General features: G+C 69.4%; 20 protein-coding genes. 11 read left to right on the top strand and 9 right to left on the bottom strand.

Annotated features, from left to right (window positions below; translation table 11 throughout):
• Window positions 1–139: 139 nt before the first annotated feature.
• From dusB to ASF49_RS15705, 4 genes are read left to right on the top strand one after another with little or no spacing between them, the layout of a single operon-like run.
• Entirely contained in the window at window positions 140–1,192 is a 1,053-nt protein-coding gene (gene dusB / locus ASF49_RS15720; RefSeq protein WP_056474747.1) for a tRNA dihydrouridine synthase DusB, read from the top strand.
• Window positions 1,189–2,343 carry a two-component system sensor histidine kinase NtrB gene (locus ASF49_RS15715; RefSeq protein ID WP_056474744.1) on the top strand — a complete coding sequence of 385 codons (1,155 nt, stop codon included), beginning with the start codon at window positions 1,189–1,191 and terminating at the stop codon, window positions 2,341–2,343. The genes dusB and ASF49_RS15715 overlap by 4 nt, the downstream gene beginning before the upstream one ends.
• 9 nt (window positions 2,344–2,352) lie before the next feature.
• Complete coding sequence (gene ntrC, locus ASF49_RS15710) at window positions 2,353–3,816, top strand: nitrogen regulation protein NR(I) (protein WP_056474739.1); 1,464 nt, start codon at window positions 2,353–2,355, stop codon at window positions 3,814–3,816.
• Entirely contained in the window at window positions 3,813–4,418 is a 606-nt protein-coding gene (locus ASF49_RS15705; protein WP_243214566.1) for a DUF6886 family protein, read from the top strand. Before ntrC ends, ASF49_RS15705 begins: the two co-directional genes overlap by 4 nt.
• A 75-nt stretch (window positions 4,419–4,493) precedes the next feature.
• On the opposite strand, the gene oxlT is transcribed toward ASF49_RS15705, so the two are convergent.
• Complete coding sequence (gene oxlT, locus ASF49_RS15700; RefSeq protein ID WP_056474730.1) at window positions 4,494–5,768, bottom strand: oxalate/formate MFS antiporter; 1,275 nt, start codon at window positions 5,766–5,768, stop codon at window positions 4,494–4,496.
• Between the two features lie 115 nt (window positions 5,769–5,883).
• Window positions 5,884–7,482 (bottom strand): gamma-glutamyltransferase family protein, encoded by a 1,599-nt coding sequence (locus ASF49_RS15695; RefSeq protein ID WP_056474727.1) that lies wholly within the window; start codon window positions 7,480–7,482, stop codon window positions 5,884–5,886.
• Window positions 7,483–7,774: 292 nt separating this feature from the next.
• Between ASF49_RS15695 and ASF49_RS15690 the strand changes: the two genes are divergently transcribed.
• From ASF49_RS15690 to hflX, 4 genes are all read left to right on the top strand, one after another.
• Window positions 7,775–10,045 carry a sensor histidine kinase NtrY-like gene (locus ASF49_RS15690; RefSeq protein ID WP_056474724.1) on the top strand — a complete coding sequence of 757 codons (2,271 nt, stop codon included), beginning with the start codon at window positions 7,775–7,777 and terminating at the stop codon, window positions 10,043–10,045.
• Window positions 10,042–11,412 (top strand): nitrogen assimilation response regulator NtrX, encoded by a 1,371-nt coding sequence (ntrX, locus tag ASF49_RS15685; RefSeq protein ID WP_056474719.1) that lies wholly within the window; start codon window positions 10,042–10,044, stop codon window positions 11,410–11,412. The genes ASF49_RS15690 and ntrX overlap by 4 nt, the downstream gene beginning before the upstream one ends.
• A gap of 154 nt (window positions 11,413–11,566) precedes the next feature.
• Window positions 11,567–11,821 carry an RNA chaperone Hfq gene (hfq, locus tag ASF49_RS15680; RefSeq protein WP_003600267.1) on the top strand — a complete coding sequence of 85 codons (255 nt, stop codon included), beginning with the start codon at window positions 11,567–11,569 and terminating at the stop codon, window positions 11,819–11,821.
• Between the two features lie 113 nt (window positions 11,822–11,934).
• Entirely contained in the window at window positions 11,935–13,350 is a 1,416-nt protein-coding gene (hflX, locus tag ASF49_RS15675; RefSeq protein ID WP_056474716.1) for a GTPase HflX, read from the top strand.
• Window positions 13,351–13,446: 96 nt separating this feature from the next.
• Here hflX and ASF49_RS15670 read toward each other — a convergent pair whose 3' ends face one another.
• From ASF49_RS15670 to uvrA, 3 genes are all read right to left on the bottom strand, one after another.
• Complete coding sequence (locus ASF49_RS15670) at window positions 13,447–14,025, bottom strand: fasciclin domain-containing protein (RefSeq protein ID WP_056475526.1); 579 nt, start codon at window positions 14,023–14,025, stop codon at window positions 13,447–13,449.
• Window positions 14,026–14,283: 258 nt separating this feature from the next.
• Window positions 14,284–15,285, bottom strand: a complete 1,002-nt coding sequence (locus ASF49_RS15665) for a hypothetical protein (RefSeq protein WP_056474713.1) — start codon at window positions 15,283–15,285, stop codon at window positions 14,284–14,286.
• A 500-nt stretch (window positions 15,286–15,785) separates the two neighbouring features.
• Entirely contained in the window at window positions 15,786–18,761 is a 2,976-nt protein-coding gene (gene uvrA / locus ASF49_RS15660; protein WP_056474711.1) for an excinuclease ABC subunit UvrA, read from the bottom strand.
• Window positions 18,762–19,245: 484 nt separating this feature from the next.
• On the opposite strand from uvrA, the gene ASF49_RS15655 reads away from it, so the two are divergent.
• The gene (locus tag ASF49_RS15655) at window positions 19,246–21,300 is read left to right on the top strand and encodes a methyl-accepting chemotaxis protein (protein WP_056474708.1); all 2,055 of its coding nucleotides are present in this window, start codon (window positions 19,246–19,248) and stop codon (window positions 21,298–21,300) included.
• Window positions 21,301–21,320: 20 nt separating this feature from the next.
• Here the strand turns inward: ASF49_RS15655 and ASF49_RS15650 are convergent, their stop codons facing one another.
• The gene (locus ASF49_RS15650) at window positions 21,321–21,959 is read right to left on the bottom strand and encodes a hypothetical protein (RefSeq protein ID WP_243214565.1); all 639 of its coding nucleotides are present in this window, start codon (window positions 21,957–21,959) and stop codon (window positions 21,321–21,323) included.
• Between the two features lie 183 nt (window positions 21,960–22,142).
• Here ASF49_RS15650 and ASF49_RS15645 point away from each other — a divergent pair, with 183 nt between their 5' ends.
• Both ASF49_RS15645 and ASF49_RS15640 read left to right on the top strand, forming a co-directional pair.
• Window positions 22,143–23,567: a DEAD/DEAH box helicase family protein gene (locus ASF49_RS15645; RefSeq protein WP_056474706.1), complete on the top strand. Its 1,425-nt coding sequence runs from the start codon at window positions 22,143–22,145 to the stop codon at window positions 23,565–23,567.
• 132 nt (window positions 23,568–23,699) lie between these two features.
• Window positions 23,700–24,092 (top strand): phage holin family protein, encoded by a 393-nt coding sequence (locus ASF49_RS15640; protein WP_082511347.1) that lies wholly within the window; start codon window positions 23,700–23,702, stop codon window positions 24,090–24,092.
• A 3-nt stretch (window positions 24,093–24,095) separates the two neighbouring features.
• Here ASF49_RS15640 and ASF49_RS15635 read toward each other — a convergent pair whose 3' ends face one another.
• The 3 genes from ASF49_RS15635 to epmA form a co-directional block, all read right to left on the bottom strand.
• A complete protein-coding gene (locus tag ASF49_RS15635; protein WP_056474702.1) occupies window positions 24,096–24,545 on the bottom strand; it encodes a hypothetical protein in 450 nt (149 codons plus the stop codon).
• A gap of 115 nt (window positions 24,546–24,660) precedes the next feature.
• Complete coding sequence (locus ASF49_RS15630) at window positions 24,661–25,713, bottom strand: lysine-2,3-aminomutase-like protein (protein ID WP_056474700.1); 1,053 nt, start codon at window positions 25,711–25,713, stop codon at window positions 24,661–24,663.
• Window positions 25,710–26,762, bottom strand: coding sequence for an EF-P lysine aminoacylase EpmA (gene epmA, locus ASF49_RS15625; RefSeq protein WP_056474697.1), 1,053 nt, complete (start codon window positions 26,760–26,762; stop codon window positions 25,710–25,712). Before epmA ends, ASF49_RS15630 begins: the two co-directional genes overlap by 4 nt.
• Window positions 26,763–26,925 lie beyond the last annotated feature (163 nt).

The following is a 26,925-nucleotide window of genomic DNA, read 5'->3' as shown; positions in this document are numbered from 1 at the left end:
ACGTCACCGCGCGTCCGCGTTGCGAAGGCCCTGGCAACCCGCCGATGGGGGTGGTCTGTCGTTTAAGCGCGGGAGAAGCTGAAATCAAATCCACGGAATCGCTTGCACCGCGGGCCATTTTGTCTATTTGTTGAGCACAATGTGCGCTGATGATTATTTGAGCTTTCTTCGGGCGGCGAGGGCCGTTGGAGACTCGCCGTCGACCGATGGCCGCCGGCCGGTGCCGGTCCTCCTGGCGCCGCTCTCCGGTGTCACCGACCTGCACGTCCGACGCATCGCGCGCCGCCTCGGGGCGAGCGCGGTCGTCTCCGAGATGGTGGCCGCCGCCGAACTGGCGCGCGGCGATCAGGAGGCACGGCTGCGCGCCGAGGGCAGCGGCGTCGATCCCCACATCGTGCAGCTCGCCGGATGCGCGCCGGAGCCGATGGCCGAGGCCGCGCGCATCGCCGAAGCGAACGGCGCCGACGTCGTCGACATCAACATGGGCTGCCCGGCCAAGGTCGTCACCGGCGTCGCCTCTGGCTCGGCACTGATGCGCGACATCGAGGGAGCGACCCGCATCCTCGCGGCCGTGCGCGGCGCGGTGCGCATTCCCGTCACGGTGAAGATGCGCCTCGGCTGGGACCACGCCAACCTCAACGCGCCGGAACTCGCCCGGCGGGCCGAGGGGCTCGGGCTGAACGCCGTGACGGTCCACGGCCGGACCCGGCAGCAATTCTACAAGGACCGGGCCGACTGGGGTGCGATCCGGGCCGTGGTCGAGGCGGTGGCGATCCCGGTCATCGCCAACGGCGACATCACCACGCTGGCGGAGGCGCGGGCCTGCCTCGCCCGCTCGGGTGCCACCGGGCTCATGGTGGGGCGGGCCGCTCTGGGCCGGCCCTGGCTCGTCGGCGCCCTCGCGGCCGGCCTCGCCGGGCGGCCCGCGCCCGCGCTGACGGGCGCCGAGATGGCGGCCCTGGCGGTGGAGCACTACCAGGGGCTGCTCGCCCTCTACGGCCTGCGCATGGGCGTGCGCCACGCCCGCAAGCACCTCGCGGCCTATGCCGAGGCCGGCGGCGGCCTCGACCCGGAGGCGCGGATGCAGCTTCTGACCACCACCGACCCGGCGATCGCCACCGCGCTCCTGGCGCGCGCCTTCACGGGCCGACGCGACGGGGCGATGCCGCAGACCATCGGGGAGGCCGCATGAGCTCTGGCAAGCCGACACCGGGCCGGACCGGGGACGCGCGGACCGACACCGCCCCCACCAACGAAGCGGTGATCAACGCCCTGCCGCTACCGGTGCTGACGGTGGGCGCCAACGACCACATCCTCCACGTCAACCACGCGGGCGAGACGTTCTTCGATCATTCCGCGCGCCTGATGCAGCGGCGGCGCCTCTCCGACATCATCCCCTTCGCCTCGCCGATCATCGCCCTGGTGGCGGAGGTGCGGCGGCGGCGTGCCAGCGTCAGCGAGTACGGGGTCGAGCTCGTCCAGCCGCGCTCGGGGCTCGAGCGCAGCGTCGACGTGTTCGCGACGCCGCTGGGCGACGACGAGGACGCGGTGGTGCTGATGCTGCAGGAGCGCACCATCGCCGACAAGATGAACCGGCAGCTCACCCATCGCGGGGCGGCCCGCTCGATGGTGGCGCTCGGCGCCATGCTGGCGCACGAGATCAAGAACCCGCTCGCCGGCATCCGGGGAGCGGCGCAGCTCCTCGAACAGTCCGGCAACGAGGACGACCGCCTCCTGACCCGGCTGATCTGCGACGAGTCCGACCGGATCGTGCGCATCGTCGAGCGCATGGAGCTGTTCGGGGACGAGCGCCCGGTGGAGCGCGGCTCGGTCAACGTGCACGGGGTGCTCGACCAGGTGAAGCGCTCGGCGCAGTCGGGCTTTGCCCGCCACATCCGCTTCGTGGAGACCTACGACCCCTCGCTGCCGCCGGTCCTCGGCAATCGCGACCAGCTCGTGCAGGTGATCCTGAACCTCGTGAAGAACGCCGCGGAGGCCATCGGGGCCGATGCGGTCGACGGCGAGATCACCCTGTCGACGGCCTTCCGCACGGGCCTGCGCCTCCAGGTGCCGGGCTCGCGCGAGCGGGTCAGCCTGCCCATCGAGGTCGCGGTGCGCGACAACGGCCCCGGCGTCTCGGCGGACCTCCTGCCCGACCTGTTCGATCCCTTCGTCACCACGAAGGCGCAGGGCTCCGGCCTCGGACTTGCATTGGTCGCCAAGATCATCGGCGATCACGGTGGGATCGTCGAGTGCGATCCAGTCCCGCGCCGGACCACCTTTCGTCTTCTTCTCCCCATGTCGAGCGCCCGCGATGGGCGCGAATCGTCCGCGGAGCTGTAGAGTCGCGTCATGCCCAACGGACACATCATCGTCGCGGATGACGACGCCGCCATCCGCACCGTCCTCAACCAGGCGCTGTCGCGGGCCGGGTACGAGGTCCGCTCGACCGGCAACTGCGCAACGCTCTGGCGATGGGTCGCCGAGGGGGCGGGCGACCTCGTGATCACCGACGTGGTGATGCCCGACGAGAACGTCTTCGACCTGCTGCCGCGCATCAAGCGCGTGCGCCCCGAACTCCCGATCATCGTCATGAGCGCGCAGAACACCTTCATGACGGCGATCCGCGCCTCCGAGCGGGGCGCCTACGAGTATCTGCCCAAGCCCTTTGACCTGAAGGAGCTGATCGCCATCGTCGGGCGCGCCCTGTCCCGCCCGCGCGGCACGGCCCCCGCCGGCACCGACCCGGGCAACGAGGACATCCCGCTCGTCGGGCGCTCGCCGGCCATGCAGGAGATCTACCGGGCCCTGGCCCGGCTGATGCCGACCGACCTCACGGTGATGATCACCGGCGAATCCGGCACCGGCAAGGAACTGGTCGCCCGCGCGCTGCACGATTACGGCCGCCGCCGCACCGGCCCGTTCGTGCCCGTGAACATGGCCGCCATCCCGCGCGACCTCATCGAATCGGAACTGTTCGGCCACGAGAAGGGTGCCTTCACCGGCGCGCTGTCGCGCTCGGCCGGCCGCTTCGAGCAGGCCGAGGGCGGCACGCTGTTCCTCGACGAGATCGGCGACATGCCGATGGAGGCGCAGACGCGCCTCCTGCGCGTGCTGCAGCAGGGCGAGTACACCACCGTCGGCGGCCGGGTGCCGATCAAGACGAATGTCCGCATCATCGCGGCCACCAACAAGGACCTGCGGGTCTCGATCCAGCAGGGCATCTTTCGCGAGGACCTGTTCTTCCGGCTCAACGTGGTGCCGCTTCGGCTTCCCGCACTTCGGGAACGCTCCGAGGACGTGCCCGATCTGATCCGCCACTTCTTCGTCTTGGTGGAGCGTGAGGGCCTGAGCCGCAAACAGCTCGACGGCGAAGCGATGGAGCGGCTGAAGCGCTACCGCTGGCCCGGCAACGTCCGCGAGTTGGAAAATCTCGTGCGGCGCCTCGCCGCCCTCTACCCGCAAGAGACGATCACCGGCCCGGTCATCGAGGCGGAGCTCGACACCCTGCCGCTGGCGCAGAGCCAGCAGAACGGCACGGCGGGCGGGCGCAAGCCGAGCGGCGAGGCCGAGACGCTGTCGGGGGCGGTGGAGCGCCACCTCGCCGAGTATTTCGGTGGCTACCGCGACACGCTGCCCCCGCCCGGCCTCTATCATCGCATCCTGCGCGAGATCGAGGGGCCGCTGATCGGCGCGGCGCTGGCCGCCACCCGCGGCAACCAGATCCGCGCAGCCGAACTGCTCGGTGTGAACCGCAACACCCTGCGCAAGAAGGTCCGCGACCTCGACCTGCAGGTGTTCCGCAACGCGCGGTGATCCCGCGCGACGCCCACGCACTGGGCGCGCCCCTGTTCCATTTCAGCGAGGACCCGGACGTCCGGGTCTTCGAACCGCGCCCCGTGCGCGTCGGCATCGCGCGCGGCCCGGAACTGGCCTGGCTGAACGGTCCGCTGGTCTGGGCGATCGATGCCGCGCACAGCCTGCTCTACCTGTTCCCGCGCGACTGCCCCCGGATCGTGATCTGGCCGAGAGCCGAGACGACGCCGGAAGACCGAGCGACGTGGTTCGGCGACGTCTCGGTCCGCGCCGTCGCCTATGTCGAGGCGGCCTGGGCCGACCGGATCACGTCCGGGACGATCCAGCGCTACCGGATGCCGGCCGCCACCTTCGTGCCGACCGGCGATCCGGGCGCCTGGGTCTCGCACCGAACGGTCGTTCCGGATGGCCGCGAGACGATCCGGGATCTGCCAGCGGCGTTGGCCGCGGAAGGCGTCGACCTCCGCATCGTGGCGCGCCTGACGCCGCTCGCCCCGATCTGGCGATCGAGCCTGCATGCGAGCGGCATCCGCCTCAGGAACGCGCAGGACTGGGTGCCGCCGGAAGGCGGGCCGCCGCGGCCCATCACCCTTCCGCCCTGATTGGGAACCCGCCCAGCAGAACGCGGACGGGTTACCCCGTCCGCGCACTTGTCGATCGGCGCGAGCCTCGACGGTTCAGGCCAGGGCCGGCTTGCCCACCAGCCCCGAGGCTTCGGTTTCCCCGAGCCAGCGCCGACGCATCGGCTTGAGCACAAAGTAGGCGAGGATCGCGGTCAGCACGTCGAGGGTGATGATGATCGCGAAGACCGGCAGCCACGAGCCCTGCACGGCGTAGATCCAGGCCGCGATCGGGCCGCCGAACAGGGAGCCGATGCCCTGCGCCATGTAGAGGAAGCCGTAATTCGTCGTCGCGTGCTTGGTCCCGAACGTGTCCGTGAGGATCGACGGAAACAGCGAGAAGATCTCGCCCCAGGCGAAGAAGACCACGCCGGAGAGGAGCGCGAACGCGTAGGGATTCTCGCGGAAGACCAGGAGCAGGGCGATCGCCGCCGCCTCGGCCGCGAAGGCGATGCCCATGGTGTTCTCGCGCCCGATCCGGTCGGAGACCCAGCCGAAGAACGGACGGGTCAGGCCGTTGGTGATGCGGTCGAAGGTGAGCGCGAAGGGCAGGGCGACGAAGCCGAAGATGATCGCGTCGGCGACGCCGAAGTCGCGGGCGAAGGACGCGAAGTTGGCCACCACCATCAGGCCGCCCGTCGACATCATCGTCATCATGGCGAACATCAGCCAGAACAGCGGTGTCCGCAGCATCGCCTTCGGGGCCGTGTCGTGCACGCAGGTCGAGAGGTTGACGGCGGGCGCCGGCAGCACCTCGCCGGCACGGGGGGCGCGCAGGCCCAGGGCTGCCAGGGCGCCGATCGCACCGAGCACGACGCCGAACACCGTGAGGGTGTGGCGATAGCCGTCGGCCGCGAGCATGTCGCTGATGGGGAAGGTGCTCAGCATGGCGCCCATGCCGTAGCCGGCGGCGACCACGCCGACGGCGAAGCCGCGCCGGTCGGGAAACCACTTCACCATCAGGCCGACGATGCCGACATAGACGATGCCGGTGCCGAGGCCGCAGAACAGGCCGTAGGTCGCGTAGACGCCCATGAGCGTGTCGACCCGCGCGGCCAGGACCCAGCCCAGGCCGGACAGGGCGGCGCCGAGCGCGATCATCAGCTTGGGGCTGAAGCGATCGATCAGGTAGCCCTGCACCGGCGAGAAGAAGGTCTGCAGCACGATCAGGATCGTGAAGGTCCACTGGATCTGCGGCAGCGTCGAGCCGGTCGTCGCGATCAGCGGTTTGGTGAAGAGGGTCCAGACATATTGCGGGCTGGAGATCGCCATCATGGCGACCAGTCCGAGGCCGAGTTGCAGCCAGCGTTGGCGGGAGAGGGTCGTATCCATTATTCGCTCCTTGCGACGGTCGCCAATCGCAAGGATGATGCCAGGCCTCTGAAATCAGCAAGTCGATGCTGTGCTCATCTTTCCGGCGCAACCCGACCGTGAAGATCAGCGGAAGTTACAGCCCCTCGGACCCACCGTCGGATCTCGGATCGTGCACGGCCGAGACCGAGCCGTTACTTGGGTGACGCACCAGCATGCCGGCATGGCCGAGGGAGTCGATGTAGGCACCACCGAGTTCTTCGATCTCGTGGCCGAGCTTGCGCAACTCGGCGATGCAGGCCGGATCGAAACGGTCCTCGACCTTCACGCTGAGGGATTCGGCACCCCAGGTCCGGCCGTAGAGCAGGCGCGGGGCGTCGACGGCGGCGGCCGGGTCCATCCCGTAATCGGCGTAGCGCGCGAAGATCTGCGACTGGAATTGCGGCTGCCCGTCGCCGCCCATGCTGCCGTAGGACATCACGCGGCCGTCGTCGAAGCAGGCCAGCGCCGGGATCAGGGTGTGGAAGGGCCGCCGCCCGGGCTCCAGCGGGTTCACCGCCTCGGCGTCGAGGGAGAACGAGGTGCCTCGGTTCTGCCAGTGGATGCCGGTCTTCGGCAGGACGAGGCCGGAGCCGTATTCCCAGTAGATCGACTGGATGTAGGACACCGCGAGGCCGTCGCGGTCGATGGCACCCATCCACACCGTGTCGCCCTCGCCGGGATTGCGCAGGGGGACGCTCGCCGCCCGGCGCATGTCGATCTGTGCCGCCTCGCGGTCCAGCCGTTCCGGCGTGAGGTAGCTGGCGGGATCGACCGTCAGGCGGTCGTAGTCGGTGACGATCCGATCGCGGATGGCGAAGGCGCGCTTCGTCGCCTCGATCAGCCCGTGGTAATGCGCGGTGGTCTCGGGCCGGTCGATCCGCAGGCGGTCGAAGATGCCGAGGATCAGCAGCGCGGCGATCCCCTGGGTCGGTGGCGGAAAGTTGTAGAGCGTGGCATCGCGGCGGCGGATCGACAGCGGCGCGCGTTCGCGGGGGGCGTAAGCCTCGAGGTCGGCCCGGGTCACCGGCGCCCCGAGCCGGTCGAGATCGGCGGCGATCTCCCGCCCGAGGTCACCCTTGTAGAAATCGTCGAGGCCGGCATGGGCCAGTTGCTCCAGGGTGGCGGCCAGCGCCGGCAGCCTGCGGACGGCGCCGGCCGCGAAGGGCTTGCCGCCGTCGAGGAAGGTCTCCGCGAAATGCGGCTGATCGTGGAGCGTGTCGAGTTCCTTCGGCACGTAGCGCGCCTCGGACGGCGAGACCGCGACGCCGTCACGGGCGTGACGGATCGCGTCCGCCAGCAACGTGCCCAGGGGCAACCGGCCGCCGAGTGCCTTCGATAGGTCGAGAGCGAGACGCCAACCGCCGATGGCACCCGCCACGGTCAGCGCCGCATCCGGTCCGCGCGACGGCAGAACCGCGTAGCCCTTCTCCCGGTAGCGCTGGATGGTGGCGTTCCGGCCGGCCGGGCCGCAGGCCTCGATGCCGCGCACCCGCCCGCCGCGTTCGCGTACCAGCCAGAAGCCGTCGCCGCCGATGCCGTTCATGTGCGGGTAGACCACCGCGATGGCGGCGGCCATGGCGGTCATCGCCTCGATCGCATTTCCACCCTGTGCCAGGACGTGCTGACCGGCCTGGGCTGCAAGGCGATGGGGCGCCGCGACGGCGGCCGAGGCGAAGACGGGCGTGTTGGACATTCTGATCTCTGGATGAGGAAGAGCGGAAAGATAATGTATTTTCTCGCGCCGTCGATCGGTCCCGCCGCCCGCGCCAGCAGCCAATCATGATGTCGCGGAAGGCGCATACACTCTGCCGCTGCGCGTCGCTCCGTCGTGGCTCCAGGGGCAATCCGTATTAATTTCGCCACACTGTTGTGGCGACGCATCAGCCATGCCGTGGCTCCGTTCGTCCCACATTTCGAACCCCTCCCGGGAGGATGCCGGCACCGCCGATCCGGCGGAAGCCGGGGGTGTCGATCGCTCCCCCGCGATGGTGCGTGCGCCGCCGCGCGGTCCCGGCCTCGTCGGCGCCCTGGTGGTCATCACCGCCCTGGTCTCGGCCATCACCACCTTCCTGATCCTGGCCGGGGTCATCCGGGTCACGCCGACCCCGACGGTGGGGCTGACGCTCCTCGGCATCAACGTCTTCCTCGTCCTCGGCCTCGTGGTGATCATCGCCTGGGAGGCGCGGGTCTTCCTGTACGCGCGCCGGACCAACGCCGCCGTGGCGCGGCTCCATACCCGCATCGTCGGCCTGTTCAGCCTCATCGCCATCCTGCCGACGGTCCTGCTGGCGGTCGTGGCGGCGGTGACCATCGATCGCGGCCTGTCCCTCGGCTTCACCGACCGGGTGCGCGACGTGGTGCTCAAATCCGTCGAGGTGGCGGATGCCTACCAGGAGAACCAGTGCCAGAGCCTGGCGCGCGAGATCCGCATCCTCGCCGACGACCTGACCCGGGCGCGGCCGAACTTCGACGTGAATCGCGGCTGGTTCGAGAGCTTCCTCACCACCCGCGCCACCGCCCTCGGCCTGCCTGTCGCCGAAATCATGCGCGGACCCACCGAGGTGGTGGCCCGCGCCAAGATCGATGCCCTCAAGGAGCGGCGCCTGCCATCCGCGGCGGCCTTCGACGACGCGGCCAAATCGGTCGATCCGATCTGCCTTGTGCCGAGCGAGGGCCGGGTCTTCGCCGCCCTCCTGCGCATGCCGGCCTATGACGGCGCCGTGCTGCTGGTGCAGCGCGAGGTGAGCCAGCTCGCCATCGAATTCCCCGGCGTGTCGCGCGCCGCAGCGGCCGAATACCTGACCTACGACTCCCTGAAGCGCTCGATCCAGATCAGCTTCGCCTCGGTCTTCGCGCTGATCGCGCTAATCGCGCTGCTCTCGGCCGTGTGGTTCGGCCTCAACTTCGCCAATCGCTTCGTCGCACCGATCCGGCGCCTGATCAACGCGGCCGACCAGGTCGCCTCGGGCAACTTCTACGCGCAGGTGCCGGCCCGGAAGAGCGACGGCGACCTCGCGCACCTGTCCGAGAGCTTCAACAAGATGACCCAGGAGCTGCGGCGCCAGCACGACGGGCTGATGGCGGCGAGCGACCTCATCGACCGGCGCCGGCGCTTCACCGAGGCGGTGCTGGCCGGCGTCTCGCCCGGCGTCCTCGGCGTCGACGCGGCGGGCCACGTCACCATCGCCAATCCCTCGGTCGAGCGCACCCTGGGCCTGCCCGCCGACGCGATCGTCGGCCAGCCGCTGACCCAGGCCGTGCCCGAGTTGCAGGCGCTGTTCCCCGAGGGCGGCGAAGCTCGTCTGCGCACCATGCAGCAGCAGATCCAGCTCACGCGGGACGGCCGCGAGCGCACCGTGACCGTGCGGGTGACCAGCGAGCAGGCGCAGGGAGGCGCCCGCGGCTTCGTCGTCACCCTCGACGACATCACCGACCTCGTCTCGGCCCAGCGCACCTCGGCCTGGGCGGACGTGGCCCGGCGCATCGCCCACGAGATCAAGAACCCGCTGACCCCGATCCAGCTCTCGGCCGAGCGCATCCGGCGCAAGTATGGCAAGGTCATCACCACCGACAAGGAGGTGTTCGACCAGTGCACGGCGACGATCGTCCGGCAGGTGGACGAGATCAAGCGCATGGTCGACGAGTTCTCGTCCTTCGCGCGGATGCCCAAGCCCGCCATCGCCCGGAACGATCTCAGCGAGATCACCCGCCAGAACCTGTTCATGATGCGCGTGGCGCATCCCGACATGGAGTTCTCGTTCGGCGAGGACGGCGACCAGCCGATCCTGGCGGCCTTCGACATCCGTCTCCTGTCCCAGGCGATCACGAACATCCTGAAGAACGCCGTCGAGGCGGTGCAGGCCGTGCCGGAGGCCGAGCTCGGCCAGGGCCGGGTCGATGTCCGCCTCGTCCTAGAGGACGGCTTCGTGGTCATCGAGGTCACCGATAACGGCAAGGGATTTCCCGCCGAGGGGCGCCAGCGGCTGCTGGAGCCCTATATGACCACCCGCGAGGGTGGCACCGGCCTGGGCCTGGCCATCGTCAGCAAAGTCCTCGAAGAGCATGGCGGCGGGATCGAATTGAACGACAATCCGGATGGTCGGGGCGGGCGCGTGCGCCTGCGCGTCCCGCGCGACGGCGCCGTCGCCCCCGCCCGAGACTCAACCACCCACACGCCGCCGGAGGGCAAACCCTCCGCGCAGGATGAGAAGGGCGCCGCGCGGACGGCCCCCCCAATCGCGGAGATCCAGTCATGAGCGCCGATATCCTGATCGTCGACGACGAAGCCGACATCCGCGACCTCGTGGCCGGCATCCTCGACGACGAGGGCCACCGCACCCGCACCGCCGGCGGTTCCGACGAGGCCCTGGCCGCCATCGAGTCGCGCCGGCCCCACCTCGTCTTCCTGGACATCTGGCTGCAGGGCTCGCGCCTCGACGGCCTGCAGGTGCTCGACCAGATCAAGGCCGGCCATCCCGATCTGCCGGTGGTGATGATTTCGGGCCACGGCAACATCGAGACCGCCGTCGCGGCGATCAAGGCGGGGGCCTACGACTTCATCGAGAAGCCGTTCAAGGCCGACCGGCTGATCCTCGTGGCCGAGCGGGCTCTCGAAGCCTCCCGCCTCAAGCGCGAGGTCCGCGACCTCAAGGCGCGGTCGGGCCAGGCGAGCCGGCTCGTCGGCGCCTCGGTGGTGGTCAACCAGCTGCGCCAGACCGTGGAGCGGGTGGCGCCCACCAATGCCCGCGTGATGATCCTGGGGGCGCCGGGCTCGGGCAAGGAACTCTCGGCGCGCACGCTCCACGCCCTGTCGTCCCGGGCCAGCGGGCCGTTCGTGGTGATCAACGCCGCCACCATCACCCCGGACACGATGGAGGCCGAGCTGTTCGGCGTCGAGGCGGGCGAGGGCCGGGCGCGCCGGGTCGGCGCCCTCGAGGAGGCCCATGGCGGCTCGCTCTACATCGACGAAGTCGCCGACATGCCGCGTGAGACCCAGAACCGCATCCTGCGGGTGCTGGTCGACCAGAACTTCCAGCGCGTCGGCGGCACCACCCGGGTCCATGTGGACGTACGCATCATCTCGTCCTCGTCGCGGGACCTCGCCGAGGAGATCGCCGCCGGGCGCTTCCGCGAAGACCTGTTCCACCGCCTGTCGGTGGTGCCGATCCGGGTCCCGTCCCTGTCGGAGCGACGGGAGGACGTGCCGGAACTGATCGCCTTCTTCATGGAGCAGATCTCCGGTGCCACCGGCCTGCCGCGCCGGCGCATCGCCGAGGACGCCATGGCCGTCCTGCAGTCCCACGACTGGCCCGGCAACATCCGCCAGCTGCGCAACAACGTCGAGCGCCTGATGATCCTGACCCACACCGACCCGGATCAGGAGGTGACCTCGGAGATGCTGCCGACCGAGATCGGCGCCCTGGTGCCGACGACCCCGAACGGCTCGGGCGGCGAGAAGCTGATGAGCCTCGCCTTGCGCGAGGCGCGCGAGATCTTCGAGCGTGAATACCTCGTGGCGCAGATCGCCCGGTTCTCCGGCAACATCTCCCGCACCGCGGAATTCATCGGCATGGAGCGCTCCGCGCTCCACCGGAAACTCAAGTCGCTCGGGATCGGGCCCTGAGAACGCGGTGGCGATGCACTTGCATCGCGAGCCCGATACACGTGTAATGTTCCCGCACCGACACGGCGTTGTTCGCCGTTCCGGTGCCGACGAGACCAACAGATGAGAACCCGTCATCACGGCGGGCGGCGATGCGAACCAAGGATAAGAAAAAATGGCGGGCGAGCGCGCTCAGAACCTCCAGGACACGTTCCTGAACCATGTTCGCAAGAACAAGATTCCGCTCACGATCTTCCTCGTCAACGGCGTCAAGCTTCAGGGCGTCGTGACGTGGTTCGACAATTTCTGCGTGCTTCTGCGCCGGGACGGCCATTCGCAGCTGGTCTACAAGCACGCGATCTCGACGATCATGCCCGGTCATCCGGTCCAGCTCTTCGAACCCGACGAGACGGCTCCGGAAAAGGCCTGAGATCGCGCGAAACGGCCTTTCTCCGGCCGGAAAGGTTTGCCGCGCCCTTGTCTGGGGCCGGCAAGCGCCCATTGTCCTGAGGACACGCAGGACGGGGTGAAACGAAGACCTTCATGACGGAACCGATGACGCCCGGCGAAGCCCGGCTCCAGGCGATGGCTGCTCCCGAGGGCGACATCGCGGCGGCAACCCACACCCTCGTCGTCGGACCCTATCTCGGGCGCGCCGCCGCAGCGGCCCGGGGCAGCGCCAACGGCAGTCCGGAAGCCCTGCGCTCGACCGAAGCTCGCCTCGACGAGGCCGCCGGCCTCGCGGCCGCCATCGAACTCGACGTGGTCGAGGCCATCGTCGCGCCGGTCCAGCGCATCCGCCCCTCCACCTATCTCGGCAAGGGCCGCGTCGAGGAACTGGCCGGCGTGATCCGCGCCCGCGAGATCGGCCTCGTGGTGATGGACTGCGCCCTCTCGCCGGTCCAGCAGCGCAACCTCGAGAAGGCCTTCGGCTGCAAGGTCATCGACCGCACCGGCCTCATCCTCGAGATCTTCGGGCGCCGCGCCTCGACCCGCGAGGGCACGCTCCAGGTCGAGCACGCGCACCTCGCTTACCAGAAGAGCCGCCTCGTCCGGTCTTGGACCCACCTGGAGCGCCAGCGCGGCGGCTTCGGCTTCCTAGGCGGCCCAGGCGAGACGCAGATCGAGGCCGACCGGCGCATGATCCAGGAGCGGATGACCAAGATCGAGCGCGAGCTCGACAGCGTCACCCGCACCCGCGGCCTGCACCGGCAGAGCCGCGCCCGGGTGCCGTACCCGATCGTCGCGCTCGTCGGTTACACCAATGCCGGGAAGTCGACGCTGTTCAACACCCTCACCAAGGCGCAGGTGATGGCGCAGGACATGCTGTTCGCCACCCTCGATCCGACGGCGCGGGCGACGAAGCTGCCCCACGGCGAGACGGTGATCCTCTCCGACACGGTGGGCTTCATCTCGGAGCTCCCGACCTCCCTGATCGCGGCCTTCCGGGCCACCCTGGAGGACGTGATCCATGCCGACATCCTGTTGCACGTCCGCGACGTCTCCCATGTCGACAGCGCCGCCCAGGCGGAGGATGTCGGTTCGGTGCTGCGCGAACTCGGAATCGAGACGTCCGCCTCGCGCATCATCGAGGTGTGGAACAAGGCCGATCTCCTCGACGTCGACGAGCGCACGCGGCTCCTCAATCTCAGCGGACACGGGCGCAGCGACCGTGACAGCGATGCGCCCGTCCTGGTCTCCGCCCTGACGGGGGAGGGGCTCGGAATGCTCACCGCGCGCATCGAGGCGCGGATCGCCCGCCAGCGCTCCACCTTCGCGGTGATCCTGCCGCCGGAGGACGGCGCCGCCCTGCACTGGCTCTACGAGAATGCCGAGGTGCTGGACCGACGGGAGGAGGAGGGCGGCACGATGCACCTCGCCATCCGCATCGCGCCGGAGAAGGAGCCGCGCTTTCTCAACCGCTTCGAGGGCGCACGACGCCTCAACCGGGTGAGCTGAGGCCGCGTTTGCACTCCGAGGCCTGGAATAGCGAAACGCCCGCGATCCTGTCGGATCGCGGGCGTTCGCGTCAGGTGACGCCGGGTCCGGAAGGGATCAGGGCTGGAGCACGCCGTTGATGACGTGGATGACACCGTTCGACTGCATCACGTTGGCGGTGGTGACGGTGGCGGTGCTGCCCTTGGCATCGGTCACGTAGACCTTCTTGCCCTTGGTCTGGACGACGAGCGGCGCGCCCTCGACCGTCTTCAGCTGCGCTTCGCCGCCGCCATCCTTCGCGAGCTTCATCAGGTCCTTGGCCGTGTAGGTGCCGGGGACCACGTGGTAGGTCAGGATCTTGGTGAGCGTCGCCTTGTTCTCGGGCTTGACCAGGGTCTCGACGGTGCCGGCCGGCAGCTTGGCGAAGGCGGCGTTGGTGGGCGCGAACACCGTGAAGGGGCCGGGGCCGGCGAGGGTGTCGACGAGGCCGGCGGCCTTCACGGCGGCGACCAGCGTGGTGTGGTCCTTCGAGTTCACCGCGTTTTCGACGATGGTCTTCGAGGCGTACATCGGCGCGCCGCCGACCATCGGGTTCTTCGCGAAGGCCGCGACCGGGAAGGCGGCGCCGACCGAGACGGCGAGTACGACGGCGGCGACCCGGGACGCCACCGGACGACGGGGGTGAAGATTGATCATGAAGCGCATCCTCTGAGAAACGGTTGCCCCTTCGAGGGGGGTCAGCGGCCGTTACGGAGCGCCGTGGCAGAAAGTTTCAGATGCAGGAGCGGGCTGGACCGGCTTTGCTGGAATGCCTTGCCGCCGCGCAGCACCGGCGGGCATTTCGGTTGCGGGAGGTCCGCGTTGCCGAACGCAAAAGCCCGCCTGACCTCAAGGTCGGACGGGCTTCGCTGGTCTATGCGGCGGCGAGGTCCAGCCTCGCCGCCGGCGTCGGGATCAGTACTTGCGGATGATCGGAGCAGCCGAAGCCACGGCCGGGGTCGGCGAGTACAGCGGAACGACAACGCGGAACCAGCCCTCGGTGGTATCGATCTGATCAGAGGTGCGCGCAACCGTGCGAGCCACGTAAGCCTGGGTCGTGAACAGGCCGAAATCGTAGCCGATGAGGCCACCCAGGAGGAAGCGGCCGCCGCGACCAATGCGGCTGTTCGTGACGCCCACCGGGATGGTCGCAGCGTCTGCATAGAGGAACTTGTCACCCTGCAGGTTGACCGTACCGTAGCCGATGGCACCGATCTCGAACTTGCCGAACTTCTTCGTCGCCGTCAGTTCGAGGTTCAGAGAGTCGGAGATGTTGAACGGACCGCGGGTCCCGAAAGCGTTGTTCCCGCTGAAGGTTGCCGGGCCGTCATAGAAGTTGAGGGTCAGGTTGGCAGTCGCGTTCCAGCCGTCGCCGGTGTAGCTGCCAGCGAGGCCGGCGCGGTAGGTGTTCGAGGCGAGCTGCGTGAGCACAGGCGTGGGAAGAGTAGCACCAGCGTTGTTTCGGATGACGCCACGGTCGCCGTTCAGCTCGTTCAGGTAGGCGCCGAACAGAACGCTGACGCCGAAGTTGCCGCCGAGATCGAAGGCCCAGATGCCGCCGACGAAGGTACCGACGTTGATCGAGAGATCGCGGACGTCGCCACCACGGTTGCCCTTACCGAACACGAAGACGGTCGGAGGAGCGACGAGGAGCTCGACGCGGCCACCGAAGGGGACGAACGGCGTCGACCACACGAGAGCCGGAACGTTGACGGCCGTATCGACGCTGCCGACCGGGCTGTTGTCCCGACCGCGATAGGTGAACGTGTTGATGCCATACACGCCCTCGGGCAGCGGGGCGCCGACCGCGAGGCCGACCGTCTCACCCGGAACCGTGGTGGTCTGCGCGTAGGACGCGGTGGCGGTCATGCTGGCCGTGAGCGCGAGCGCTCCGGCGACGAGCCAGTTCTTCGACATTTTTACTCTTCCTTCCCAAGGATTTCAGGCGTCCGCCGCGTAGCCATCCGAACCATTCTGCCGATGCGCCGCTTGTTCGCAGCTTGTTTGCAGTTGTTCCGGCGGCCCCCCTTGCGGCCCGTTCTCAAGTCTCAACGTCGAGAACTATTCTACAGGACGCCGCGGAAGGACAGCGGAATGCTTGGAAACGGGGCAGTTCGACCCGCACCGTTGCGCAAAAGCCGCATTTTCGATGCAGTGCCGCGGAAGGATTTGTTAACCTTTTGAGCAGGTTGGCCGAGCCGAACACGCAGCTTTCAAAGGCCCCCACGGCAAAATACCGCTGAACCCTCAGGCTGTTATGGTTACGGTTCCGTACTGGGAGGATCCGGCAAGGACGTCCGGGCCATTGGGCAGGCCGGACCGTTCGGTGCGCGCGTTTCGGCCGAATGCTGCGCCGCGGAACGCCTCGCGTTCGATCCCGCCGGGCGAATCGCCGGGTATCGCGGAGCCCGGGCGAGCTATTCGGCGGCGGCGCGGCCCTTCGCGGAGGCAGCCGCGGGCCGCCGAGCCAGGACGTCGCGCAGGAATCGCCCGGTATGGCTCGCCCGCGACTTGGCGATCTGTTCGGGCGTTCCTTCGGCCACGACGACGCCGCCGCCGTCGCCGCCTTCGGGGCCCATGTCGATGACCCAGTCGGCGGTCTTGATGACTTCGAGGTTGTGCTCGATCACCACGACCGTGTTGCCCTGGTCGACGAGTTCGTGGAGCACCTCCATCAACTTGGCGACGTCGTGGAAGTGCAGGCCCGTCGTCGGCTCGTCCAGGATGTAGAGCGTGCGGCCCGTGGCGCGCTTCGACAGTTCTTTGGAAAGCTTCACACGTTGGGCCTCGCCGCCCGACAGCGTGGTGGCCTGCTGGCCCACCTTGACGTAGCCGAGCCCGACCCGGGCCAGGGTCTCCATCTTCTCACGGATCGTCGGCACCGCCTTGAAGAGGTCGGCGGCCTCCTCGACGGTCATGTCGAGCACGTCGGCGATCGAATGGTCGCGGTACTTCACCTCCAGGGTCTCGCGGTCGTAGCGACGGCCCTTGCAGACGTCGCAGGTGACGTAGACGTCCGGCAGGAAGTGCATCTCGATCTTGATGACGCCGTCGCCCGAGCAGGCCTCGCAGCGCCCGCCCTTCACGTTGAACGAGAACCGCCCGGCCTGATAGCCGCGCGCCTTGGCCTCCGGCAGGCCGGCGAACCAGTCGCGGATCGGCGTGAAGGCGCCGGTGTAGGTGGCCGGGTTGGAGCGCGGGGTGCGGCCAATCGGCGACTGGTCGATGTCGATGACCTTGTCGAGGTGCTCGAGACCGTCGAGCCGCTCGAAGGGTGCGGGATGCTCCAGGGCGCCGTTCAGGGATTTCGCCACCGCCTTGTAGAGCGTGTCGATGATCAGGGTCGACTTGCCGCCGCCGGAGACGCCGGAGATGCAGGTGAAGGTGCCCAGCGGGATCTCCACCGAGACGTTCTTCAGGTTGTTGCCGCGGGCGCCGACGAGGCTGAGCTTGCCCTTGCGGCCCTTGCGGCGTGCGGTCGGGACACGGACGCTCATCTCGCCGGTGAGGTACTTGGCGGTGAGCGACGCCGGGTTCTTCAGGACCTCCTCGGGGGTCCCCTGGGCGATGATCTGGCCGCCATGGATGCCGGCCCCCGGGCCGACATCGACGACGTAGTCGGCCTGCAGGATGGCGTCCTCGTCGTGCTCGACCACGATCACCGAGTTGCCGAGGTCGCGCAGACGCTTCAGCGTGCCGAGCAGGCGCTCGTTGTCGCGCTGGTGCAGCCCGATGGACGGCTCGTCGAGGACGTAGAGAACGCCGGTGAGCCCGGAACCGATCTGCGAGGCGAGGCGGATGCGCTGGCTCTCGCCGCCCGAGAGGGAGCCGGAGCCGCGCGCCAGCGTCAGGTATTCCAGCCCGACATCGATCAGGAAGGTCAGGCGGTCGCGAATCTCCTTGAGGATCCGGTAGGCGATCTCGTTCTGCTTGTCGGTGAGCTTGCCCGGCAGCTCCGAGAACCAGGCGTGGGCGTCGCGCACCGAGAGAGCGGTGATCTCGCCCACATCCTGCATGGCGATCTTGACCGACAGGGCTTCGAGCTTCAGGCGCTTGCCGCCGCATGTGGCGCAGGGCGTCTCGCTCATGAAGCGCGCGATCTCCTCGCGCGCGGTATCGCTCTCGGTCTCCTTGTAGCGCCGCTCCAGGTTCGGGACGACGCCCTCGAACGGCTTGTTGACCTCGTAGGCCCGCATCCCATCGTCGTAGGCGAAGCGCACCGCCTCGGACCCGGTGCCGTACAGGACCACGTCGCGGGCCTTCGCCGGCAGGTCGCCCCAGGGCAGCGTGGTCTTGAAGCCGTAGTGGCGGGCCAGCGCGTCGAGGGTCTGGCCGTAATAGGGCGAGGTCGACTTCGCCCAGGGGCCGACCGCACCGCGCTTCAGGCTGAGCTTGGCATCCGAGATCACGAGCTCCGGGTCGATCCGCATCTCGTGCCCGATGCCGCCGCAGGTCGGGCAGGCACCGAAGGGATTGTTGAACGAGAACAGCCGCGGCTCGATCTCCGCGATGGTGAAGCCGGAGACGGGACAGGCGAAGCGCGACGAGAAGGTGATCGCCTCGCGCGGTGCCTCGCCCTCGGGCGTGTCGGCGAACTCGATCAGGGCAATGCCGTCGGCGAGGTCCAGCGCCGTCTCGAACGAATCCGCCAGACGCGCGGCGATGTCCGCCCGGACCACGATCCGATCCACCACCACGTCGATGTCGTGCTTCAGCTTCTTGTCGAGCTTCGGCACGTCGTCGATGGCATAGTACTCGCCGTCGACGCGCAGGCGCTGGAAGCCCTTCTTCTGGAACTCGGCGATCTCCTTGCGGTACTCGCCCTTCCGGCCGCGGATCACCGGCGCCAGGAGGTAGAGGCGACTCTTCTCCGGCAGGGCGAGGACCCGGTCCACCATCTGGCTGACCGTCTGGCTCTCGATCGGCAGGCCCGTGGCCGGCGAGTAGGGGATGCCGACCCGCGCCCAGAGCAGGCGCATGTAGTCGTAGATCTCGGTGACGGTGCCGACGGTCGAGCGGGGATTCTTCGAGGTGGTCTTCTGCTCGATGGAGATCGCCGGCGAGAGCCCGTCGATCTGGTCGACGTCGGGCTTCGACATCATCTCGAGAAACTGGCGCGCATAGGCCGAGAGGGATTCGACGTAGCGACGCTGACCTTCCGCATAGATCGTGTCGAAAGCGAGCGACGACTTGCCGGAGCCGGACAGCCCGGTGAAGACGACGAGCCGATCGCGCGGGATCGTCAGGTCGATGTTCTTCAGGTTGTGCTCTCGGGCGCCGCGCACCGAGATGACGCGCGCATCACGGGCGCCGTCGAAAAGCGCCTCGATCTTGGCTTCGACCCGCTCGGCCTCGGCTTGCGATTTCTTGGCGGCGGCTTTGGCTTTGGCCATGGAGTCTCTTCGGAAACGTCTGCGGCGCGGAACTCGGCAGGACTCGACCGGAGCCCCCGCGGCATGTCGGGCGCGCCACCACGTCGGGCAAGGCGCGCGCCGCGCATATCCGCCCCTCAGCTAGAACAAAATGCGTACGCGGACAATATCGCGAGGCTTTCGAATGGCGCGGCGCGGCCGCCAATGGGGGCGGTGCGAAAACATCGGCGAAGACATCGGCAAGTGTCGTGGCCGCGGCGACGCTTCTCCGGGATCTGGATCGCCGACGGCGCAGGATGCATCGACCGAGCACGATCCCCGAAATGACGAGTGCAAAGTCCGAAACCGAGGGCGCGCATCAGGATGTTGCGACACAGATTCGGGCAGCAAATCTGCCCAAAAACTAAGATCTCTGATCAAAAAATGAACACAGGTCGATGGCGAAACGCAACTTTTACCGGAGACGCCGACAGTGTCGACAACGATTTCACGCAGGTCTCGCTCCATGTCTACCGGTCTGTTCACGTCGCTCCGCACGCGCATACTTCTGGTCGCGCTCGCACCCTGCCTCGCTTTCGCGCTGGTCGTGGGACTTGCCGTCACCGAGCGGATGGACATGCGCACCCGGATGACGAACGTGCAGGCGCTCGTCGGCATGGCGGGTCGCATCAGTGCCCTGGTGCACGAGGTTCAGCGCGAGCGCGGCGCGTCCAGCCTCTATCTCGGCGCCAAGGGCACCCAGTTCCGCGCCGAGCTCGACGCCCAGCGCCTGCGCACCGATTCCGCCCGCAAGGCTCTGGAGGAGGGGCAGGCCGGCCTCGACCTCGCCGCCGTCGGAGCCGGCGTCGTCCGACGCCACGATGCGCTCGGCGAGCAGCTCTCCGGAATCGGTCCCCATCGCATCGCGGTGGACGCACTCGGCCGGACGCCGGCGCAGAACATGGCGCTGTATTCGGGCGTGATCACCAACGCGCTCGATCTCGTGCGCGAAGTGTCCCAGGTCGCCGCCAGTGCGGACCTCGCCGCGCGCATCGCTTCCTACTCGTCCTTCCTGGCGCTCAAGGAACTCGCCGGACAGGAGCGGGCCGCCGCCTCGGCGATCTTCGGTGCCGGCCGCATCGATCTGTCCGGCCACGAGCGGCTGGCGGGCCTCAGCGCCGGCCAGATTCTCTACGAATCCCTGTTCCGCCTGGGCGCCGAGCCGGCACAGGCCGCGCTCCTCGATTCCGGCAAGGCCGCGCCCGCCGCCCGGGAAGTCGACCGCCTGCGCCGCCTCGTTCTCGATACGCCCGCCGGCAACGCGCTCGCCTTCACCGACGCCCCCGCCTGGTTCGGCCTCGCGACCCAGCGCATCGACGCCCTGAAGACCATCGAGGACCGGCTCACCGCCGATCTCGGCGCGGCCGCCGGAGCCGCCAGGGCCGAGGCCGAACGGAGCGTCATGCTCTGGATGGCCGTCGGCCTCGCGACCCTGGGCCTGTCCTGCGGCCTCGCCTTCGCCTTCGGCACCGCCATCGCCCGTCCGCTGACCCGGATCGCCGCTGCGCTCACGGCGATCGGGCGCGGCGAGGAGGCCGGCACCATCCCGCGGCGTGGCGCCCGCGAGGTCCGCGCCATCGCGGCGGCGGCCGTCGACTTTGAGGCCAGCGTGGCCGAGCGGCGGCGCATCGCCGCGGAGGCGGACCACGTCACCGCCAATGCCGCGGCCGCCCGGCGCGCCGAGATGGTGGCGCTCGCCGATCGCTTCGAGGCTCAGGCCAGCGGCATCGTCGAGGCGGTCTCGGCGGCCTCGAGCCAGCTGGAGACCGCGGCCTATGCCCTGACACAGGCTGCGAGCGACACCGCATCCCTCAGCGGTTCCGTGGCCGCCGCCTCGGCGGAGACCGCGGCCACGGCCGACACGGTGGCAGCCGCCACCGAAGAGCTGAGCGCCTCGGTGCGCGAGATCGGCAACCGGGTCGAGGCCTCGAGCGCGGTCGCGAGCGAGGCCGAGCGCGATGCCGCCCGGATGGCCGAGGACGTGAACCGCCTGGCGCAGGCGGCGAGCAGCATCGGCGAGATCGTCGGACTGATCACCAGCATCGCCGCCCAGACCAACCTGCTGGCGCTCAACGCCACCATCGAGGCGGCACGGGCCGGCGAGGCTGGGCGGGGTTTCGCCGTCGTCGCCGCGGAGGTGAAGAGCCTGGCGACCCAGACCGCGAAGGCCACCGAGGAAATCGGCGCCAAGGTCTTCGAGATCTCGCAATCGACGGACGCGTCCGTGACGGCGATCGGCGGGATCATGGAAGTCATCCAACGTCTCGGCCGGATCTCGGGCGACATCTCCGCGGCGGTGGATCAGCAGGAATCGGCCACCCAGGAGATCGCCCGCAACACCGTCCTCACCTCCGAGGGGACCCGGGCCGTGTCGGGGCACATCGTCGGGGTCCGCGAAGCGGCGGACTCCGCCCGCAGCGGCTCGGCCCAGGTGCTCACGGCCGCGAGCGACCTCGCCCGTCAGGCCGCCGCCCTGCGCCAGGAAGTGGATGGTTTCCTGGTCACGGTCCGGGCCGCCTGATCCGAGCGGCCCGATCCGGCCTAGGGATTGGTCTTCCAGGGATTGATGATGCGCATCGCCGTCAATTCCGGCTTGACGGTCTGGTCGACGCTGGCGGGCATGACCTTGCGCGCCTGCGCCATCATCTTGCGAGCCTGATCGGCCGGCATGGCGCCGATCGAGAGCATCATCGCGGCGAGCTGATTGCGGGTCCGCCGGTCGACGAAATCGGACCGGCCGATGCTCTCGAAATCGCGGGCGGTGTGACGGTCATCGGGCCGGCCGACGAAGACCTTCGCGCCCTCCTTCATCACCACGATATCACCCGGGCGAAGGGTCTCGTCCTTCATGAAGGCGGCTGCCGGGCCGGCCTTCATGTCGAGGGGCGTCTGACGGTCGGTGACCTTGATCTGCAGCGGTTCGGATTTCGGAAGCGCCGCGTAGCGGATCTTCGGACGCGGGCGACTGGTGACGCGCCGGATCGAGCGGCGGGCCTGCTGGTAGTCGAAGTCCGGTGCGGGCGCGGGCGCCACTTGCTGCACAGGCCGGGCGGGGGCAAAGAGCAGGTCGAACAGGCCGCCATCAGCGCTCTGGGCGCTCGCCGGCAGCGTGAGCATCATCAGTCCGAAGGCAGGGGCGATTGCGGCGCGCGCGGCGGCGGAGAGCGGGATCGTCGGCATCGATGTCTCCGGGTGGGGGCGCCCGACTGCGCGCCGAGATGACCCCTTAACAAAAGCACAACCTGAACAGTTCCAAGGTTTTCAAAAGATGGTGAGGGTCGGCCCAAGACTTCGCGAGCAGGCTTGCAAGGCCGCGACGAGAATTAAGTCTCCTCGTTTCCGCGCCCCAGGAAAAGCCGCCTGATGGTCTTCGGCGACCGCCTCGTGCCGCGCCCGCACCAGGTCTCGGCCCGCGACGCGATCCTGGCCGCGCGTGCCGCGGGCCGGACGGGATTCCTGCTCGGCGACACGACCGGGCTCGGCAAGACCCTCTCGGTCTGGAGCGCGGTCGCGGCCATGCCCGAGCGCGCGATCCTCATCGTCTGCCCCAAGGGCGCGATGCCGCAATGGCGACGCACCATCGCCCTGTCGGGGCTGGGCGAGAAGGCGGTGACGCTCACCAACTACGAACGCACCAAGGCGCTGATGGCGCCGCCCCCAGCCGGCAACCGGCGCTCGACGCGGGCCAAGAACAACGCGCTCGCCCGGCACGGCACGCCGAAGCGCACCTGGCCGCTGGTGGTCTTCGACGAGAGCCACCGCCTCCGGAATCCTTACGCCCAGCAGAGCCTCGTCTGCCGGCAGATCGCGGACGCGGCAGCGTTCACGGTCTACCTCAGCGCCACCGCCGGGCAGGCCCCCCACGAGCTCTCCTATCTCGGGCGCCTGCTCGGCGAAGCCGCGGGACAGCCGACCGGGACGCTGGCTGAATTCCGAGGCCTGATGCAGCGGCTCGGTATCGGCCGCGCCAAGGGGCGCTGGACCAACTGGTCCTGGGAGGCGAACCCGCGCGACTGCACGGTGATGGCCGACCTGCTGTTCAAGGGGACGCGCGCGATCGGCCTGCGCCGGCGCCCCGGCGACATCGCCGGATGGCCGGAGGTGCAGCGCGCCCTCAGCGCGGTCGCCCTCGGCCCGTCGGAGCGCCGCCTCTACGACGCGACCTGGCGGGAGTTCCGCCGGGAATGGGGACTTCTCGGCGGCAGCACCCGCAGGCCGGCGGGCTGGGCGGCGGACCTGCGCTTCCGCCAGAAGGCCAGCCTGCTCCGGGTCTCGGGCAGCACCGCCTTCGCCGACCTGCTGATGGAGGACGGCCACGCGGTCGCGATCTCGGTGGCCTTCCTGGAGACGGCCGCCGCGCTGGTCGAGGCCCTGCGCGCGGCGGGCTGGCGGGCCGACGCGATCACCGGCACGCAATCGGGTGACGCCAACGAGGCGGTGCGGCTCGCCTTCCAGACAGGCGGGCTCGACGCCGTGGTCTTCACGGTGACGGAATCGATCTCCCTGCATGCCCACGAGTTGCCGGGAGGCGAGAGGCCCCGCGCGCTGATCGTCCACGACCTGCGCCACAGCGCGATCCAGCTCGCGCAGATCGAGGGCCGCTGCCACCGGGACGGGCAGCGCGCGACGATCTACTACGCCCTCGCCGAGGGCACCGTGGAAGAGCGCATCGCCGCCACCGTGGTCGGCCGCATGGCCTCGATGGATGCCATGGCGGGCGAGGACACCACGCTCATCGACGCGATCGCCAAGGCCATCGCCGAGGTGCAGGCCAGCGAGGCGCCTTGAGGCCGATTCCGTTCCGCTGGAACGGGATTGGACCGCCACGGTTGTGGCCATCAGGGATCCGTCCGCGAAGGGCGCCGGCCCGCGAACGAACCGAACGCGAACACCCTGCACGCGACGAGAGGACCCGACCCGATGGCACGACCGACGCCGAGCCTTGCCCGACTGATCAGCGAGGGTCTGCGCCACGGCGGCGATCTCGTCGGGCAGGAACTCGAGCTGATGCGGCGGGAGACGGACGGGAACATCCGCGCCATCCTCGGCCTCGTCACCCACTTCGGCACCGCGCTCACCCTGGTGGTCGCCGCGCTGGTGATGCTGTTCGTGGCCCTGGTGAAGGGGCTCGCCGCCCTGATCGGATCGGAGATCGCGGCCGCGCTGATCGTCGGGGCGCCCTTCGCCGGGATCGCCCTCGTCCTGATGGTGCTGGGCCTGCGCCGGATGGCTCGCTCCAACCTGCTGCCGCGCCGCTTCGAGCGTCAGGTGGAGAAGGACGCCGCTCTGGTGACGGGCCGCGTCGCCGACTGAGTCTCAGGCCTTCCGCACCGTGCCGAGGAGCGCGTCCTTGTCGACGCCGAGCGCCGCCGCGATCTCGGCCAGGGCGGCATGCTCCGGCTCGCTGATCCCGGCCTGGTCCGCGACGTCGGCGGCGATCAGGAACACGCTGGTGCGCTGGGCGATCTCGCGCTCCGCGATGGCGGCGACGAAGTGCAGGTTCTCGGCACGGCCGGCGCGGGTGCGGGCGCGGGCGATACCCTCGAACAGCTCGGCCTCCAGCTTCAGGGTGTCGTAGCCCCGCTCGAGGATCGGGTTGGCGCGCATGCCGGCCAGCGCCACCTCGATCTCCTCCTCGTCGATCTCGTAATCCGCCAGGATCACGTTGGCCGAGGCCGAGACCGCCGCCTCCATCAGCGCCCGGTCGCCGAGATAGGCCCCCATGGTCTGGGAGAAGCGCCCGACGAACTCCTGAAACACACCCATCCGGTTCCCCGAAGATCCTTGGAGAGGGCGAGGCCCGGCTCAGGCCGGACCGCCTCGCGACAGCGCTTTCGCATCAAAAGCTTGGCGCCGGAGGCGTGTCAACGCACCCGCTGCCTCAGGGCTCGCGCGCCTTCGGCGGATAGTCGTGGACGGCGCCCTGCGGGTCCGTCACGCGCCAGCCGCTGCCCGCTTGCGCGAGATAGTCCGGTCCCACCGGAACCTTGCCGTGGCCGCCCGGGATGTCGAGGACGTAGAGCGGCTGAGCGAGGCCCGAGAGGCGTCCGCGCAGGGACCGGACGAGGTCGCGGCCGGCGGCGAGATCCGTGCGCAGGTGACCGGTTCCGGGCGCGAGGTCGCCGTGATGCAGGTAGTACGGCTTGATCCGGTTCTCGACGAAGCACCGCATCAGGAGGGACAGGGTGTCCGGGTCGTCGTTGATCCCCGCGAGCAGCACCGTCTGGCTCACCATCGGGATTCCGGCATCGACGAGCCGCGCCACCGCCGCGCGGGCCGCCGCCGTGAACTCACGCGGGTGGTTGGCGTGCAGCGCCACGAACACCGCCCCCTCGAAGCGCTTCAGGGCCGCGACGAGCGCGTCTCCGACCATGTCGGGGGCCACCACCGGAACCCGGGTGTGGAAGCGCAGCACCCGCACGTGTGGGATCGCCGCGAGGGACGCCGCGATCTCGGCCAGCCGCCGCGGCGCCAGGACGAAGGGATCGCCCCCCGTCACGACGACCTCCCAGATCTCGGGCCGCTCGGCGATGTAGGCGAGAGCCCGGGCGAGTTCGGCCTCGCTCAGGGTGCCGAGCCCCTCCGGGCCGACCATCTCGCGCCGGAAGCAGAAGCGGCAATAGACCGGGCAGACGTGCAGGGGCTTCAGGAGCACCCGGTCCGGGTAGCGGTGGACGAGGCCGGGCAGGGGGCTGTGGACCGCGTCGCCGATCGGATCGGCTGCCTCCTCCGCCCGGGTCTCCAGCTCTTCCGCCCGGGGCAGGAACTGGCGGGCGATCGGGTCCGCCGTGTCGTGCGGATCGATCAGCTCGGCCATGTCGGGCGTGACCGAGACGGCGTAGCGCGCCGCCACCGCCTCCAGGGCCGGCAGGGCGCCGGGAGCCGCGAGCCCGGCATGCACGAGGTCGGCCGGCCGGCGCAGGGAGGCGCTCATCGTGCCGGCCCCGCCACCGGCGTCCAGAGCACATCCTCGATGTGGCGGGCATCGGTCGCCAGCATGACGAGGCGGTCGAGGCCGAGGGCGATCCCGCTCGCCTCCGGCATGACCGCCAGGGCGTCGAGGAAGTCCTCGTCGATCGGGTAGCTCTCGCCGTAGACGCGGGCCTTCTCGGCCATTTCCAGGGTAAAGCGCCGGCGCTGCTCCTCGGCATCGGTCAGCTCGCCGAAGGCATTGGCGAGCTCGACGCCGCAGGCATAGAGCTCGAAGCGCTCCGCGACGCGCGGATCGCCGGGGCTCGGCCGGGCCAGGGCCGCCTCGCTGACGGGGTACTCGTACAGGATCGTCGGGCGCCCGAGCCCGAGATGCGGCTCGATCCGCGCGACCAGGACCCGGCTGAACAGGTCGGCCCAGGTATCGTCGTCCGCGACCCTGAGCCCGGCCCCCGAGACGGACGCCGCGAGCGCGTCGCGGTTCGTGGTGCCGTCGTGGTCGATGGTGGCGAGGAGGTCGATCCCGGCTCGCTCGGCGAAGGCCTCGGCCAGGGTCACGCGCTCGAAATCCGCGAACGGATCGGCCATGCGCCCGCGGTGGCGCAGCGTCGGCACGCCGGCCGTCTCGGCGGCGAGCGCCAGGAGGTCGGCGCCGTCGCGCATCAGAGCGGTGTAGTCGGCCCCGGCCCGGTACCATTCCAGCATGGTGAATTCCGGATGGTGAAGGGGTCCGCGCTCGCGATTGCGATACACGCGAGCAAAGCTGACGAGGCGCGGCTCGCCGGCGGCGAGGAGCTTCTTGCAGGCGAACTCCGGGGAGGTGTGCAGGTAGAGCGGGCGCCGCGATCCGTCCGGAGCCAGAGACTCGGTGGCGAAGGCCGCGAGGTGCGCCTCGTTGCCCGGCGACACCTGCAGTGCGGCGGCCTCGACCTCGACGAAGTCGCCCGCCGCGAAATGCGCGCGGAAGGCCGCGACGATGCGGTTTCGGGCCATCAGGGCCGGCCGGCGGTCGGCATGGCGATGGGGCGCCCACCAGGGGGAGGGGGTGTTCATGCGGCGAGCTTTGCGCTGGGCTTCAGACCGGAAATCCGGCGACTCGGGAGTGCCGTCTCGCGGCGCGACTGGCAACGGTGGCGCGGATGGGTTAGTGGCGGGGCCAAGATGTCGCTCCCGCGGACAGATCCGCGTCGGGGCGCCGAGTCCGTTTTTCCAACGA

The organism is Methylobacterium sp. Leaf104, assembly GCF_001422885.1.
GTDB lineage: Bacteria > Pseudomonadota > Alphaproteobacteria > Rhizobiales > Beijerinckiaceae > Methylobacterium.
Note: the sequence above shows the minus strand (reverse complement) of the source record. Positions and strands in the feature narration are given on the sequence as shown.